Annotated in this window: 9 protein-coding genes and 1 pseudogene; 5 read left to right on the top strand and 5 right to left on the bottom strand. The window is 73.4% G+C overall.

The window, feature by feature from the left end; all coding sequences use genetic code 11:
* Positions 1-243 precede the first annotated feature (243 nt).
* Positions 244-1836: a hypothetical protein gene (locus tag SXIM_RS14405; protein ID WP_046724265.1), complete on the bottom strand. Its 1593-nt coding sequence runs from the start codon at positions 1834-1836 to the stop codon at positions 244-246.
* 393 nt (positions 1837-2229) lie between these two features.
* Complete coding sequence (purD, locus tag SXIM_RS14400; RefSeq protein ID WP_046724263.1) at positions 2230-3495, bottom strand: phosphoribosylamine--glycine ligase; 1266 nt, start codon at positions 3493-3495, stop codon at positions 2230-2232.
* 191 nt (positions 3496-3686) lie between these two features.
* Here purD and SXIM_RS14395 point away from each other — a divergent pair, with 191 nt between their 5' ends.
* Positions 3687-4421 carry an SLATT domain-containing protein gene (locus SXIM_RS14395; RefSeq protein WP_030733124.1) on the top strand — a complete coding sequence of 245 codons (735 nt, stop codon included), beginning with the start codon at positions 3687-3689 and terminating at the stop codon, positions 4419-4421.
* Positions 4422-4441: 20 nt separating this feature from the next.
* Here the strand turns inward: SXIM_RS14395 and SXIM_RS14390 are convergent, their stop codons facing one another.
* Positions 4442-5089, bottom strand: coding sequence for a hypothetical protein (locus tag SXIM_RS14390; RefSeq protein WP_030733123.1), 648 nt, complete (start codon positions 5087-5089; stop codon positions 4442-4444).
* Between the two features lie 141 nt (positions 5090-5230).
* Positions 5231-5890 carry a GntR family transcriptional regulator gene (locus SXIM_RS14385; RefSeq protein WP_234306876.1) on the bottom strand — a complete coding sequence of 220 codons (660 nt, stop codon included), beginning with the start codon at positions 5888-5890 and terminating at the stop codon, positions 5231-5233.
* A gap of 196 nt (positions 5891-6086) precedes the next feature.
* On the opposite strand from SXIM_RS14385, the pseudogene SXIM_RS14380 reads away from it, so the two are divergent.
* The 4 genes and pseudogenes from SXIM_RS14380 (at position 6087) to SXIM_RS27725 (ending at position 13490) form a co-directional block, all read left to right on the top strand.
* A pseudogene (locus tag SXIM_RS14380) lies at positions 6087-6529 on the top strand (MarR family winged helix-turn-helix transcriptional regulator).
* Between the two features lie 523 nt (positions 6530-7052).
* Entirely contained in the window at positions 7053-8876 is a 1824-nt protein-coding gene (locus tag SXIM_RS14375; RefSeq protein ID WP_030733118.1) for a protein kinase domain-containing protein, read from the top strand.
* Positions 8877-8945: 69 nt separating this feature from the next.
* Positions 8946-10997, top strand: coding sequence for a serine/threonine-protein kinase (locus tag SXIM_RS27730; protein WP_179956274.1), 2052 nt, complete (start codon positions 8946-8948; stop codon positions 10995-10997).
* A 183-nt stretch (positions 10998-11180) separates the two neighbouring features.
* Entirely contained in the window at positions 11181-13490 is a 2310-nt protein-coding gene (locus SXIM_RS27725; protein ID WP_053116197.1) for a serine/threonine-protein kinase, read from the top strand.
* Between the two features lie 93 nt (positions 13491-13583).
* Here the strand turns inward: SXIM_RS27725 and SXIM_RS14350 are convergent, their stop codons facing one another.
* Entirely contained in the window at positions 13584-14867 is a 1284-nt protein-coding gene (locus tag SXIM_RS14350; protein ID WP_046724259.1) for an adenylosuccinate synthase, read from the bottom strand.
* Positions 14868-14894: the final 27 nt, after the last annotated feature.

Genomic DNA, 14894 nt, shown 5'->3' with positions numbered 1-14894 from the left:
GGTGGGACGGCGGCGGGAAGTGCCCGGCCGGGGCGGGGGACGGCCCGTCCGGGACCGTCAGCGGCGCGACGGGGGCCGTGGCCCGGCCGGAGCGGGGAACCGCGGGAGGTGGGAGGCCGCATGGCGCCGAAGCCCAGCCTCCGCAGGGGCGGCTCCCCACAGGAATCCGCTCGGTGCTGTGTCCGCCCCCGGAGTGAGGGGCGTCACCTCAGCACCGGGGTGCGCCGGCCCCGGCCCGTCGGCTCAGACCAGGCGTACGGGCTTGTCCGGCCGTACCCCGGCCGCCGTCAGCCAGGCGCGCAGCGGCTCCGGGTCGGCCTCGTCCACCAGGCTGTGCACGCAGCCGCCCAGCCGCTTCAGATCGGCGCGGCGGCGCGGGCTGCCGGTCCGCAGCACCGGCCCGTCCAGCCAGTCGAGGGCCGGGGTGGCGCCGGTGGTGTCGGCGGCGGCGCAGCACACCGCGGCGGCCACGTGCTCCACCAGCACCTCCCGTCCGCTGGGCGGCGGCTGGGCGGGGAAGCCGAGCGGTGCCACCAGGCCGGTGTGGCCGTCTGCGGCGGACGGGGGCGGCTCCTGTGCCGTGCGGGGCGGGGTGGCGGCGCCGATCCTGGCGGCGAGCGCGTCGGCGCCGCCGGGCCCGGTGGCGGCCTCGGTCAGTTCACTGAGCGCGCGGGCCAGAGTCGGGGTCCCCTCGGTGTCCAGCGCGGCGAACAGCCGGGCCGCGCGGTCCCGCCAGACGCGGTCCACGACCTCCTCCGGGTAGGCGGCCCAGTCCAGTGGTGCCCAGGGCGCGCCGCCCCGCGCCGGGCCACCGTGGAAGAGCCGGGCGGCGAGGAAGGAGATCTCCTCGTCCACCCGTCCCGGCTCCTCCAGCAGATCGCAGGCGGGGCGTTCGCCGAGCCGGGAGGCGAAGCCCTGGGGGGCGAGCCGGTCGCGGCGGGAGAGTTCGGTGAGGGCGGAGACGACACCGGCGTTGAGGCGGCGAGGCCAGCGGCCGACCCGCCAGGCGGGCAGCGCGACCTTGGTCAGCAGCCGGTCCCATCCCGCGTAGGCGAGTCCGACCTGCTCCTGGGCGGCCATCCGCACGCCGTGGTCCACGCTGTGCGCGCGGGCGGAGGCGGCCGCGGCCACCCCGCGTTCCATCTCGGCGGCGTGCGTTCCGGCGGCGCGCAGCAGCAGCCGGGCGACCAGGCCGGAGAAGCCGAGCAGCGGATGCCGCAGCGGCGAGGCCGCGGCGGCGAGCCCCGCGGTGGCGTCCCAGCTGCGGACGCAGCGGCGGGCCGCGGCGATGTCGGGGTGGGCGGAGGGGCCGGTGCCGGCGACGACGGGGGCGAGCAGGGCGCGCAGCTCGCTGACCCGCATCCACCACAGGAAGGGGGAGCCGATCACCAGAACCGGGGCACGGGTGTCGGCGGACGGCTCGGGACGGGGGCCACCCGTATCCCGGGCCCGGGGTCTTTCCTCCAGCCAGCTGTCGCAGTCGGGGGTGAGGGCGATCCCCCCGGGGTGCGGGACGGCGAGGCGGTCGGCGAGGTCCCGTATCAGGCCGTGCAGCGCCGGGGCGGCGGCCTCCGGCACATCGACGGTGGGCGTGACGGCCGGCCTGGCGCGGGTGATGAGCACACCGACGGCGACGGCCACCCCGATCGTGACGGCGGCGAGGGCGGCCACCGGCCACCGTACGGCGTCCGGCACGCCGGAACCCGCGGCGAACAGCACGACGCCGACGGCGCACGGAAGGAGCGCGAGCGCCAGCGCGCTGTTGCGCGCGCGCAAGACGGCCAGCGCGTGGTCGCGCGCGGAGAGTGTGGCTCTGTGCTGCTGACGCTGCCCCATGCCCCTGCCCTCCGCCTGCCCAGCCCCGATACCGCTCGTCATCCCACTGTGGCACCGCCGAGCGACATCGCAATGTGCGCTGAGCCGATCGCATGATCACTACGGCGGCCCGGCGTGGGACAACTCCCGCCGCACCCTAGTTGCGCACGGCGCGAGCGTCAGCCGGACAGCACCATCGGTCACCCGATGGAGGGGCTTTGGGCAAAGGATGACGACCTGATCCAGCCACCCCGACGCAAACCCGCCGGTGGCGGAGAGGCACCGGCCGGCCGGGCCGTACGAGGGCGTACCGGGTCGCGCCCCGGCCCGGCGGGCGGGCGCACACCGGCGCCCCGGCCGGGTCGGGCGGCCGGGGCGCCGGAAACGGAAGACCGGGGTGCACCCGGGCGGGGCTCAGGCCGGGTCCGTCCCCAGCGCCGCCGCCTCCGCGATGTCCTTGCGGTAGTGGGAGCCCTTGAGCTCGACGCGCCCCACCGCCGCGTACGCGCGGGTGCGGGCCGCCGTCAGGTCCGCTCCGGTGGCCGTGACCGACAGGACGCGGCCACCCGCGCTCAGCACCGCGCCGTCCGCACCCCGCTTCGTACCGGCGTGCAGCACGTACGCGTCGGGGCCGTCCACCTCCGCCACCGCGTCGAGCCCCGTGATCGGGTCCCCCGTGCGCGGCGCCGCCGGATAGCCCTCGGAGGCGATGACCACCGTCACCGCCGCCCCCTCGCTCCAGCGCAGCGGCGGCAGCGCGGCCAGCTCATCGGTGGCCGCCGCGTACAGCAGCCGGGAGAGCGGGGTGCGCAGCCGCGCCAGGACCGCCTGGGTCTCCGGGTCGCCGAAGCGCGCGTTGAACTCGATGACCCGCACACCGCGCGAAGTCACCGCGAGACCCGCGTACAGCAGCCCGGAGAACGGCGTGCCGCGTCGGCGCAGTTCGGCGACGGTCGGCTCCAGGACCGTCGCCATGACCTCGTCCACCAGCCCGGGCGGGGCCCACGGCAGCGGCGAGTACGCGCCCATGCCCCCCGTGTTGGGGCCCTCGTCGCCGTCGTAGGCGCGCTTGAAGTCCTGCGCCGGCTGGAGCGGGACGACGGTGGTGCCGTCCGTGACGGCGAACAGCGAGACCTCGGGGCCGTCCAGGAACTCCTCGATGACCACCCGCTCACACGCCAGGGCGTGCTCCCGCGCCTGCGCGCGGTCCTCGGTGACGACCACGCCCTTACCGGCCGCGAGGCCGTCGTCCTTCACCACGTACGGGGCGCCGAAGGCGTCCAGCGCCGCGTCGATCTGCTCCGCCGTCGTACACACGTGGCTGCGCGCCGTGGGTACCCCGGCCGCCGCCATGACGTCCTTCGCGAACGCCTTGCTGCCCTCCAGGCGGGCGGCGTCCCGGGAGGGGCCGAAGACCGGGATCCCCGCCTCCCGCACCGCGTCCGCCACACCGGCCACCAGCGGCGCCTCGGGGCCGACGACCACCAGGGCGGCGTCCAGTTCGCCGGCGAGCGCGGCCACGGCCGCGCCGTCCAGCGCGTCGACGGGGTGCACGGTGGCGACCTCGGCGATCCCGGCGTTGCCGGGGGCGCAGTGCAGCGCCGTCACCTCGGGGTCGCGGGAGAGGGCGTGGCACAGAGCGTGTTCGCGGGCACCGCCGCCGATGACAAGGATCCTCACGGGCAGCAGCCTATCCGCGCCGCCACCCCGCTCACTCCTTCGGGTGAGGGGAGCGGAGCGGGCAAACGGCATCACCCTCCGATCTCGCCCGCTTACGGGCGCAATTACTCCGAAAGTGGTCCGTCGGTCGCTGTTTCCCGGGGTAGGAAAGGGGATCTTCGTTCGTTCATACCTCTTCAGGGAGTCGCGGGATGAGCCATCCGGAGCACGCCCGGCGCGCGGATCTGACCGGGGGCCCCGCCCCCTGCGCCGACTGGCACGAGCCCACCGACCGGCTGGTGGAGCTGTACGAACGCGCCGAGCGGGAGGCGCTGGCCACCATGGAGTGGTATCTGGAGTCGCGGCAGCGCAAGCGACGGGCGGCCCGGGCACTGCGCGGCGGGATGCTGGCGGGGCTGGCGGTGGGGGCGGGGCTGCCGCTGCTGGCGTTCACCGGGGCGGGCGGGGGCGGGGGCGCCCTGGCGGGCTGGGGGTATCTGGCGCTGCTCGGCGCGGGCCTGTGCGCGGCGTCCGACCGCTGCTTCGGGCTGAGTTCGGGCTGGATGCGGGACATGGCGGTGGCCCAGGCGGTACGACGGCGGCTGGAGGCACTGCGGTACGACTGGGCGGCGGAGAGCGTACGGGAGGTGCTCGGGCCGGCCGAGGGCAGCGCCGGCGACGCGGCCGAGCGCTGCCTGTGGGTGCTGCGGCGGTTCTCGGAGGACCTGGCCGAGCTGGTGCGGGCGGAGACCGCCGACTGGATGGTGGAGTTCGGGTCCGCGCCGGGCCCGCTGCCGGCGCGGACCGGGCCGGAGCGGGGGCACCGGGAGGAGCGGTACGGGGAGTGCCCGGCGGTGGGCGGCGCGCGGCTCGCGCCACTGCCCGGCGGAGGCGGCGGCCGGGCGAACATGCCGAGGCAGCGGCCCCCGGAGGGGCCGCGCCCCTGAACGTCACGGCGGCCGCCGGATCAGCTGAAGACGATCATCGAGCCCTGCGCGAGGCTGCGGGTGGCGGCGGCGTGCAGGCCCAGCCAGACATGGCGTTCGCGGGCGAACGGGCCGTCGTCCGCGTACCCCTGTGCCGGTTCGTCGAGCCGGGTGGGACGGCCGGGCGGGGGCGGGCTCGGGGGCGGGTGGAAGGGGTCGATGCCCAGGGCGGGGGCGACCGTCTCCAGCTCGCGCAGCAGACCGTGACTGGAGCCCAGCGGCCCGCCGCCGGCCAGCAGCGAGTCGGTGACGAGCGGGTGCGGGAAGTCGACGGGGACGTACGCGCCGGCGTGGTCGAAGTGCCACACGAGGTGGGTCTGCTGGGCGGCGGCCTCGAACATCTCCAGCAGCTGCTGGTAGTCGCCGTCCAGGTCCTCGACCGGGGTGACGGGCAGCCCGCTGAGCCGCAGGAGGTAGGCGCGGCGCAGGAGATGGAGGGCCGTGTAGTCGAAGCCGGCGACGGGGGCGACGTCGCCCGACATGCCGGGGACGTACCCGTGCACCGGGACGGGCGGGGCGCCGGCCTCGGCGAGGGCGCGGTCGTACTCGGCGAGTTCTTCGGCGAAGGGGTTGTCGGGGCTGTGGCACAGCACGTCGACAAGGGGGACCAGCCACAGATCACATGCCACGGCATCACGTTCTCTCAAAGGGGAGTTCGGCGGACGGCCCGGAGGTGGTGCGCTACGGGCCTCGGGGTAGGCGTCGGTGTCGGTTTCGGCGTCGGTCGGCGACGGTGTCGTGGGGAGAGGTCTCCCCCGCCGTCGGCCCGGTCACGCCCCGGAGAGTTCGATCGCCAGCGCGAGGGTGTGGGCGCGGTGGGCACCGAGGAGCCGTTCGGTGTCCTTGGCGTCGCGGCGCTCCACGGCGTCGGCGAGTTCGAGGTGCCCCGACCAGAGCCGGCCGTCGAGGGAGTGCCGGCGGCGGAGATAGGGGACGGTGTACGCCCAGCACCGGACACGCATCCGGTCCATGAACTCCCCGATGTGGGGGTTGGTGAGCAGCGCGTCGAACTCGCGCCAGAAGCGCAGGTCGTACCCGATGAGGATGTCGAGGTCGCCGCCGAGGGCGGCCTGCCGGGCGGCGGCGGCGCGGCGGCGGATGGAGGTGAACTCCCCGGGGTCGGCCTGCGGCAGGGCGAGAGTGGGGTTCTGGTGGAGCACGCCCTGGCAGACGAGCGCCTGCGCCTCGATCAGTCGTTCGAAGTCGCTGAGGGTGTCCTGGCGGATGCGGAAGCCCCGGTGCTGCTCGACCTCCAGCAGGCCCTGGGCGGACAGGTCCACCAGGGCTTCGCGCACGGGGGTGGCGGAGACGCCGTAGTGCTCGGCGATCTCCCGGACGGTGAACTCGCCACCGGGGGCCAGCCGGCCGGCCAGGATCTCTTCCCGCAGGGCATCGGCGAGTTGCTCGCGCAGGGTACTGCGTTGAATCACGCCGACCCACACTACAGTTCCCCGATTTCATTGACAGCATTATGTCTAATTGACATCATGCTGTCATGAGCAATGAGACGGCGGGACCACCCCCGCGGACCGCGCGGCGCTTCCTGGACGCCGGCGCGTGAGCGGGGAACGGGCCGGGGGCGCGGAAGCCGCCGCCGGGGCTAGAGCCGGGGCCGAGCGGCAGGCGCTGTTCTCGGGGCGGCACTGACGGCCTTCCGGCTGAACGGACAGTTCCTGTCGGTCGCCGAAGGGCTGGCCCGGCCGGCGGGGCTGACGGCGGCCCGGTGGCAGGTACTGGGCGCGGTCGTGGACGAACCGCTGTCGGTGTCGGGCATCGCGCGGGCCTTGGGCATCAGCCGGCAGAGCGTGCAGCGGATCGCGGACCTGCTGGTGGAGCGCGGCCTCGCGGCGTACGAGCCCAATCCGGCGCACCGGCGGGCGAAGCTGTTCGGGCCCACGGCCGAGGGCCGGGAGGCGATGCGCGCGATCGGCCCGGACCACGCGGCGTTCGCGGACCGGCTGAGCGCGGCGCTGGGCGGGGACGGGGAGTTGGCGCGGGCGCTGGCGACCCTGCGGCGGCTGAGCGAGGCCCTCGACCGGCTGGAGGCGGAGAATCCACCGAACGGTTGATGTCACTCTCTGTAATCCTTCGCTACGCTCGTGGTGACGGTGGACACGACGCGGGGGGCGAGCGCGATGAGGGAGCGGGCGATGCGCGAGCGGGCGATGGAGGCGTGGCTCGCCCGGCTGGCGGGGCGGGTGGGCCGCCGGTGGCGGGGCACGGGTGCCGCGCGGGCGGCCCTGCGGGGCCACCGCCCCGATCCTGGGGGCGGCGCCGGGGCCCGGGCGGGAGGCGGCGCCGGGGCCCGGGCGGGAGGCCGGACAGGGAGCCGGGGTGAAGGTCCGGTGAAGGGCCCGGCACACGCGGGCGGGCGGCACGGAAGGGCCGAGCCGGGCGGTACAGGCGGTATGCCGGGTTCGGGCACCATCAAGGGCACGCACCGTACATACGGCGTATGCTGCGTGGCCGTGCCGGGTGCCCGCGGCCCTGCCCGCACGGGCAGTTCATGGGCTCCTGCGGTGCGGACCCGGCTGACCGGCCTCTATTCTCGGTGGCGTTCGGGACCGCAACACGGGGAGGGAAACGCCGCTCATGCGACCGCTCGCGCCCGAAGACCCGCCCACCATCGGCGGCTACCAGCTGCTGGGCAAGCTCGGCGAGGGCGGAATGGGGCAGGTCTACCTGGCCCGGTCCGACCGCGGCCGCACCGTGGCCGTCAAGACCGTGCAGCCGGCGCTGGCCAGGGAGCCGGAATTCCGGCGGCGGTTCGCCCAGGAGATCACCATCGCCCGCAAGGTCGGCGGGCAGTGGACCGCACCGGTGCTCGACGCCGACACCGACGCCGACACCCCCTGGGTGGCGACCGGATACATCGCCGGCCCCGCCCTCAACCAGGTCGTCTCGGAGGACTACGGGCCGCTGCCCGAGAAGTCCGTCCTGACCCTGGCCTCCGGGCTGCTGCTGGCGCTGCGGGACATCCACGCCGTCGGCCTGGTGCACCGCGACCTCAAGCCCGCCAACGTACTGATCACCATCGACGGGCCGCGCGTCATCGACTTCGGTATCGCGCGCGCCTACGACGGGGTGACCGGTGGCGGCCTCACCCGGACCGGTTCGGTGATCGGCTCGCCGGGCTTCATGTCGCCCGAGCAGATCATGGGCAAGCGGCTGTCGGCCGCCAGCGACGTGTTCTGCCTCGGCTCGGTACTGGCGTACGCCGCCACCGGCAAGCTGCCGTTCGGCACCACAGACAGCGGCGGGCACGCCCTCATGTACCGGATCGTGCAGGAGGAGCCCGAGCTGGAGGGGGTGCCCGACGGGCCACTGCACGAACTGATCAGCGGCTGTCTGCACAAGGACCCGGAGGTGCGGTCCTCCGTCGACTCGCTGCTGGAGCTGACCGGCAGCGAGCCACCGAGCGGCGCCTGGCTGCCCGCCGATGTGCTGGCCCAACTGGGACGGCACGCCGTCCAGTTGCTGGACCGGGAGGACCCCCTGCCGGTCGGCGGCCGGGCCGGGCCGGCGGCGGGCGGACAGCCGGCCCGACCGACGGTGCCGCCGGCCGTCGCCCTGGCCGAGACCCCGCCGCGCGGCGGGCCGCAGGCCGCCCCGGCGTACAGCGGTGTGCCCTCCGCCCCGGCCGGGTTCGGCCCCGCGCTCACCACGCCCCTGGTCTCCCCGGTCCCCGCACACGCGGCGCACGCCGCCGCACCGCGCCCGCCGCACGCGGGTCCCGGGGGCAACGGCGGCCACGGCCCCGGGGGCCGCCTGCCGGGCACCAAGCCCGTGAAGGGGCTGTCCAAGGCGCTGATCTGGCTGCTGGTGCTCATGGCGGTCGTCTCGACCTTCAGCCTCAGCCAGTACATCGACATCACCGAGCGGATGACGGGCTGGAACGGCGGTGACGTCTCCGGCTTCGCCAACAGCAGCGAGATCCGAAGCATCGCGACGCTGACCACGGTCATCGCCGCGAGCGCCCTGCTGCTGCAGTGCGTGATGATCGTGGTCTGGCTCATCTGGTTCTACCGGGTACGGCACAACGCCGAGATCTTCGCGCCGGGCCGGATCCGGTACGGCAAGGGGATGGCGATCGGGTCCTGGTTCATCCCGATAGCGGGAATCTTCCTGCCCCGGGGCATCGCCCGGGACATCTGGCGGGCCAGTCACCCGCAGTCGTATCCGTCCATGAAGGTGGTCGACTTCTGGTGGGTGCTGTGGGCGCTGTGGATGGCCTGGCTCCACCTGCCGCTCACCTGGAACTCCTGGGAGGCGGTGGGGAGCATCGAGACGGCCCAGGTGCTGCTCGGGGCGACCCTGGTGAGCGAGTTCCTGGTGTTCGTGGCCTCCATCGCCGCCATCGTCTTCGTCCAGCGGCTCAGCCGGCTTCAGGAGCAGAGGATGGTCAACGCGGCTTGACAGGGCCGCGCCGGGGGGCCTCTATCCTCAGTGAGGCATGAAGGTTTCGAACGGGGGAGTTCGTTTCGCATGGACCCGCTGACGCCACAGGACCCGCAGCGCATAGGTGAGTACCGGCTGCTGGCCAGACTGGGCGAGGGCGGCATGGGCCAGGTGTACCTGGCCCGTTCCGACCGCGGCCGCACCGTCGCCGTCAAGACCATCCGCGGTGAGCTGGCGCGGGAGCAGGACTTCCGGCGGCGATTCGCCCTGGAGATCACCGCCGCCCAGCGGGTCGGGGGCCGCTGGACCGCCCCCGTGCTGGACGCCGACACCGAGGCGGCGACGCCCTGGGTCGCCACCGGCTACATCGCCGGCCCCTCCCTGCACCAGGTGGTGGGCCGTGACTTCGGGCCGCTGCCGGAGCGCAGCATCCGGCTGCTGGCCAACGGTCTCACCGCGGCGCTGCGCGACATCCACGCCGCCGGTCTGGTGCACCGCGACCTCAAGCCGTCCAACGTGCTGTTGACGATCGACGGGCCCCGGGTCATCGACTTCGGCATCGCCCGTGTCCTGGAGTCGGAGCCCGGCGCCGGGGTGACGCGGACCGGGGCCACGGTCGGCTCCCCCGGATTCATGTCCCCCGAGCAGATACGCGGCCAGCGGCTGACCCCCGCCAGTGATGTGTTCTGCCTGGGCTCGGTACTCGCGTACGCGGCCACCGGGCGCACCCCGTACGGGGCACTGGACAGCGGGGCGCACATCCTGCTGTTCCGGATCGCCGAGGAGGAGCCGGAACTCGACGGCATACCCGCCCCGTTGCGTGGTCTGGTCTCCGCGTGTCTGGCGAAGGAACCGGCGGCCCGCCCCACCCTGGACGACCTGGAGCGCCACACGGCGGCCGAACGCGACGGCGAACCCTGGCTGCCGGGCGCGCTGGTGGCCCAGCTGGGGCGGCACGCCGTCCAGTTGCTGGACTCCGAGGACCCGGAGAGCCGCACCGACACCCCGGCGGTGACCCCGCCCGCGTCCTCGTCCGAGTCCCCCTCCCCCACCCCGACGGCGCTCGCTACCCCGGCGACGCCCGCGCCCGCGCAGCAGCAGCAGCCCGCATCGGCCCAGCCGCCGCATCTCCAGTCCACCTTCGGCGGCCCGGTGCCTTCCCCCTACAGCCGGCCGGGGGCGGCCCCCGGCCCATACGCGCACCACTCGGGCGGGTTCGGCCCGCCTTCCCAGCAGGTGTACACGCACCAGCCGCACCAGCCACCCCCGGGCCGCGCCGCCGGCCGCCGGCTGTCCGGCCCGGCGATCGCGGGCATCTGCGTCGCCTTCGTCGCCCTGATCGGGGGCGGCATCATCACCGCCAACGTCATCAACGGCAGCGGAGACGGTGGCGGAGACGGTGGTGAAGCGATCACCGAGGCGTATCTGGGCTCCTGGCAGGGCGAGTACACCACCGTGGACGACGAGGGCGAGAACGTCTGGCACGGGGTGCGGCTGGATGTCGTCCAGGGCGAGGGGGGCGCGAACGTCGGCACCGTGACCGCCGTGACCGACCATCTGCTGTGCTCGTACGACATGCGGCTCAGCTCCTTCGACAAGGACGCGGACGAGCTGGGCTTCCGGGCCGAGCCCGCGTGGAGCGTGCCCGCCGACGAGGTGGACGGCGACTGCCCCACCCCCGACACCCCCGAGGTGCAGCGGATGGTGGCCGTCGGCGAAGGGGACATGACGCTCGCCCTCGCCGGCGAGGAGATCGACCTGGAGCGCGCCGGGAGCGACGCGGTACCCGATCTGCTGGTCGGCGAGTGGGGCGACACCTGGACCGACGAGGACGGCGTCGAGTGGGCCACCACCCTGACCGTCTCCGAGGGCACCATCGGTGAGGTGGTGCTCAGCTACGAGGAGTGGAACGACGATCGCGGCACCTGTGTGTGGGAGAACAACCTCGCGCAGGTCTTCGACCGGGAGGTCGTCCTGGGGCCGGACGTCTACGTGGAATCCGCGTCCGCCGCGAGCCTGGAGTCCTGCGGCGAATTCAGTGCTCCCCGGCTGACGGTCGCGCGGGGCACCAATGACACGATCACGGTCGGCTGGATCGACGATCCGGGCGGCCGGACCCTGGACTTCTACCGGCAATAGCGGCTGACACGACTACTGATCAGTAAGTGATCGGTATTCGATGATCCAGATCACAAATTGGCAAGGAGCGCAAGCTCACACCCGAGAACGGGAACCGGTTACGGTTCGGCTTCTGTCCCCATGTGTACGTACAGGCACCCGTATCCTCAGGGGGCTTACGCGAGCGAAGAGGAGTACCACAGCATGAAACCGCTCGGGCCCACCGATCCCCAACGTGTGGGCCAGTACAGGCTGCTGGGGAAATTGGGCGCCGGCGGGATGGGCAGCGTCTATCTCGCCCGTTCCGACCGTGGACGCACGGTGGCCGTAAAACTCGTGCAGCCCGAACTCGCCCGGCAGCCCGAATTCCGCCGCCGCTTCCAGCAGGAGGTCGAATCCGCCCGCCGGGTCGGCGGGGAGTTCACCGCGCCGGTGCTGGACTGCGACACCGAGGCCGAGACGCCGTGGGTGGCGACCGGCTACGTGGCCGGCCCTTCTCTGCACGAGGTGGTCACCTCCACCTACGGCAAGCTGCCCGAGCGCACGCTGCTCATCCTCGCGAACGGTCTCGTCAAGGCGCTGCGCGACATCCACGCGGCCGGCCTGGTGCACCGTGACTTCAAGCCGTCCAACATCATGCTCACCATCGACGGCCCGCGGGTCATCGACTTCGGCATCGCCCGGGCCCTGGAGGCCCACGGCGAGGGGCTGACCCGTACCGGCGCGGCGGTCGGTTCGCCGGGCTTCATGTCGCCCGAGCAGTGCCGCGGTGAACTGGTCACCCCGGCCAGCGACATCTTCTGCCTGGGTTCGGTGCTGACGTTCGCCGCCACCGGGCACACCCCGTTCGGCGACGCGAACAGCGCGATGCACGCGCTGATGCTGCGGATCGTCCAGGACGAGAAGAACCTGGACGGCGTGCCCGACGGCATCCGCCCGCTGATCGAGGACTGCCTGGCGCAGTTCCCCGGCGAACGGCCCGGGCTGAGCGCGCTGCTGGAGCGGACGGTCGACGCCGACGAGATCGGCGACGACGAGCCGTGGCTGCCGGGCGCCCTGATCGCCAAGCTCGGCAAGCACGCCGTGGAGCTGCTGGACTCCGAGGACCCGCTGGTGACCCCGCCCCGGCCGGCCATGTCGCCGCCGCCGGCGATGCCGTCCGCGCCGCCGTCCTCGGTGAACGCCCCGGCGGCGCCCGCGTCGCCGCCGCCGCACTCCGGCCCGCCGAGCGCCCCGGTGACCCCGCCGCCGCCCGGTGCCCTGCCGACCCCGACACAGCTGGCGGCCCCCGGCACCCCCGGAGCCCCGGGCACCCCACCTCCCAGCCCGGTGCCGGGGCAGGGTCCGGGCAGCATGGACGCGATGCAGACCATGACCTCGGCGATGCCGCCGCCGGGGATGTACGGCACGGCCCAGCCCACGCCGTACGGCCAGCCCACCACCGGCTACGGCTACCCGGGCCAGCAGGGCCCCGGCTACGGCTACCCGCAGGGCCCCGGCCCCGGACAGCCCACGCCGTACGGGCACCAGAGCATGAACGCGGTCTACCCGATGGGCCCCGGCGGCCCCGGTGCTCCCGGCGGACCGGGCGGGCAGAACGGCAAGAAGAAGTTCACCTGGCTCATCGTCGCGGCGGCCGTGGCCGTCTTCGGCATCGCGGTCGGCGTGGCCCTGGCCCTGACCAACGGTGACGACGACAAGAACAACCAGGCGGACCCGGACCCCACCCCGACCCAGCAGACCGACCCGCAGACGGACCCGGAGCCGGAGCCCGAGCCCGAGCCGGACCCGATCGAGGAGGTCCCGGGGAACATCGACCCGAACGAGATCCCGTACGACATCTACAACGCGTGGGAGGCGGAGGTCGAGAACCCCTCCGGCCAGACCGCGCTGCGCCGGATGGAGGTCTCGTACGACGACGACTACAACCCCCACCTCACCACCTGGGACCTCTACGGCGACGTGCTGTGCAAGGGCGAGGGCCAGCTGCTGGACACCACCGGCGGGGTGCTGACGTTCAGCAACGAGATGACCGAGACCGTGCCCAGCTCGGCCTCGTGCTCGGCGCTCGGCAACCAGACGCTGGAGATGGACGGCTCCGAGGTCAACTGGACCGTCCCGGCCGCGGGCATGGAGGCCGACTTCGAGCTGGCCGTCGCCGGCGTGCAGCGCGACTCGATGCCGTACGCGCTGATCTCCAAGTCCTGGGTGGTGGACATCCCGGGTGAGGGCTCGGCCACCGTCTCCCCCGAGACCATCGCCTACCCGGGCCAGAAGGCGCTGACCGTCAGCGGTTCTTCCTGCACCTGGGAGTTCCAGATGGTGTCCGGCGACATCAATGGCAACGGCATGACCGTCAGCCCGGGTGAGGTCACCAGCGGCAGTTGCGACCCGCTGCCCGCCTACTACGTCACCTCCGACGAGGACAGTGAGGCGCCGGAGCTGACGATGGAGCCCGTGGAGGGCGCGACCCTCTCGGAGACGCTGACGGGCGAGTACCAGAGCCCGTACTGACGGAGGGCGTCGCCGCACCGGGCGACGACGAACGGCCGGGGGCCGGAACGCGATCCGCGTTCCGGCCCCCGGCCGTTGTACCGAGACGCCCGGTTACAGGAACGAGTTGATCTGGATCGTCTCGTCCCGCCCGGGGCCGACGCCGATCGCGGAGATCGGGGCGCCGGAGAAGTCCTCCAGGGCCTGCACGTACCGCTGCGCGTTGATGGGCAGGTCCTTCACCGAGCGCGCCTTGGTGATGTCCTCGCTCCAGCCGGGCAGGTACTCGTACACCGGCTTGGCGTGGTGGAAGTCGGTCTGGCTGTAGGGCAGTTCCTCGACCCGGCGACCGTCGATCTCGTACGCCACGCAGACCGGGATGCGCTCCCAGCCGGTGAGCACGTCCAGCTTGGTGAGGAAGAAGTCGGTGAGCCCGTTGACCCGGGTCGCGTACCGCGCGATCACCGCGTCGAACCAGCCGCAGCGCCGGTCGCGCCCGGTGGTGACGCCGAACTCGCCGCCGATGCGCCGCAGCGCCTCGCCGTCCTCGTCCTCCAGTTCGGTCGGGAAGGGACCGGCGCCGACCCGCGTCGTGTACGCCTTGAGGATCCCGATCACCCGGCTGATCTTCGTCGGGCCGATGCCCGCGCCCGTGCAGGCGCCGCCCGCCGTCGGGTTGGAGGAGGTGACGAAGGGGTACGTGCCGTGGTCGACGTCCAGCAGCGTGCCCTGGCCGCCCTCCAGCAGCACGACCTTGTCCTCGTCGATCGCCTGGTTGAGGAGGAGGGTGGTGTCGGCGACGTACGGGCGCAGCCGGTCGGCGTAGCCGAGCAGTTCGCCGGTGATCTCGTCGACGCCGATGGCGCGGCGGTTGTACAGCTTGGCCAGCAGCTGGTTCTTCTGGTCGAGGGCCGCCTCGACCTTCTGCCGCAGGATCGATTCGTCGAACAGGTCCTGGACCCGGATACCCTGCCGGTTGATCTTGTCGGCGTAGGTCGGGCCGATGCCACGACCGGTGGTGCCGATCTTCCGCTTGCCCAGGAAGCGTTCGGAGACCTTGTCGAGGGTCTGGTGGTAGGGGGTGATGAGGTGGGCGTTGCCGCTCACCAGCAGCCGCGAGGTGTCCACCCCGCGAGCGTTGAGGCCGTCCAGCTCGGAGAAGAGGACCTTGGGGTCGATGACGACGCCGTTGCCGATGACCGGGGTGCAGCCGGGGGAGAGAATGCCGGAGGGCAGCAGATGCAGCGCGTACTTCTGGTCGCCGACGACGACCGTGTGACCGGCGTTGTTGCCGCCCTGGTAACGCACCACGTAGTCAACCGAACCGCCGAGCAGATCGGTGGCCTTGCCCTTGCCTTCATCACCCCACTGAGCGCCGAGCAGCACAAGTGCGGGCACAGGCGTACACCCCTTCCGAGCGGGGCA

Source organism: Streptomyces xiamenensis (assembly GCF_000993785.3).
Classification (GTDB): Bacteria; Actinomycetota; Actinomycetes; order Streptomycetales; family Streptomycetaceae; genus Streptomyces; species Streptomyces xiamenensis.
Note: the sequence above shows the minus strand (reverse complement) of the source record. Positions and strands in the feature narration are given on the sequence as shown.

What these genes read in the sequence shown, in the direction of transcription:
- SXIM_RS14405 (WP_046724265.1), bottom strand. Translation starts at nt 1,836, where the DNA reads ATGGGGCAGCGTCAGCAGCACAGAGCCACACTCTCCGCGCGCGACCAC.
- SXIM_RS14395 (WP_030733124.1), top strand. Translation starts at nt 3,687, where the DNA reads ATGAGCCATCCGGAGCACGCCCGGCGCGCGGATCTGACCGGGGGCCCC.
- SXIM_RS14375 (WP_030733118.1), top strand. Translation starts at nt 7,053, where the DNA reads ATGCGACCGCTCGCGCCCGAAGACCCGCCCACCATCGGCGGCTACCAG.
- SXIM_RS27730 (WP_179956274.1), top strand. Translation starts at nt 8,946, where the DNA reads ATGGACCCGCTGACGCCACAGGACCCGCAGCGCATAGGTGAGTACCGG.
- SXIM_RS27725 (WP_053116197.1), top strand. Translation starts at nt 11,181, where the DNA reads ATGAAACCGCTCGGGCCCACCGATCCCCAACGTGTGGGCCAGTACAGG.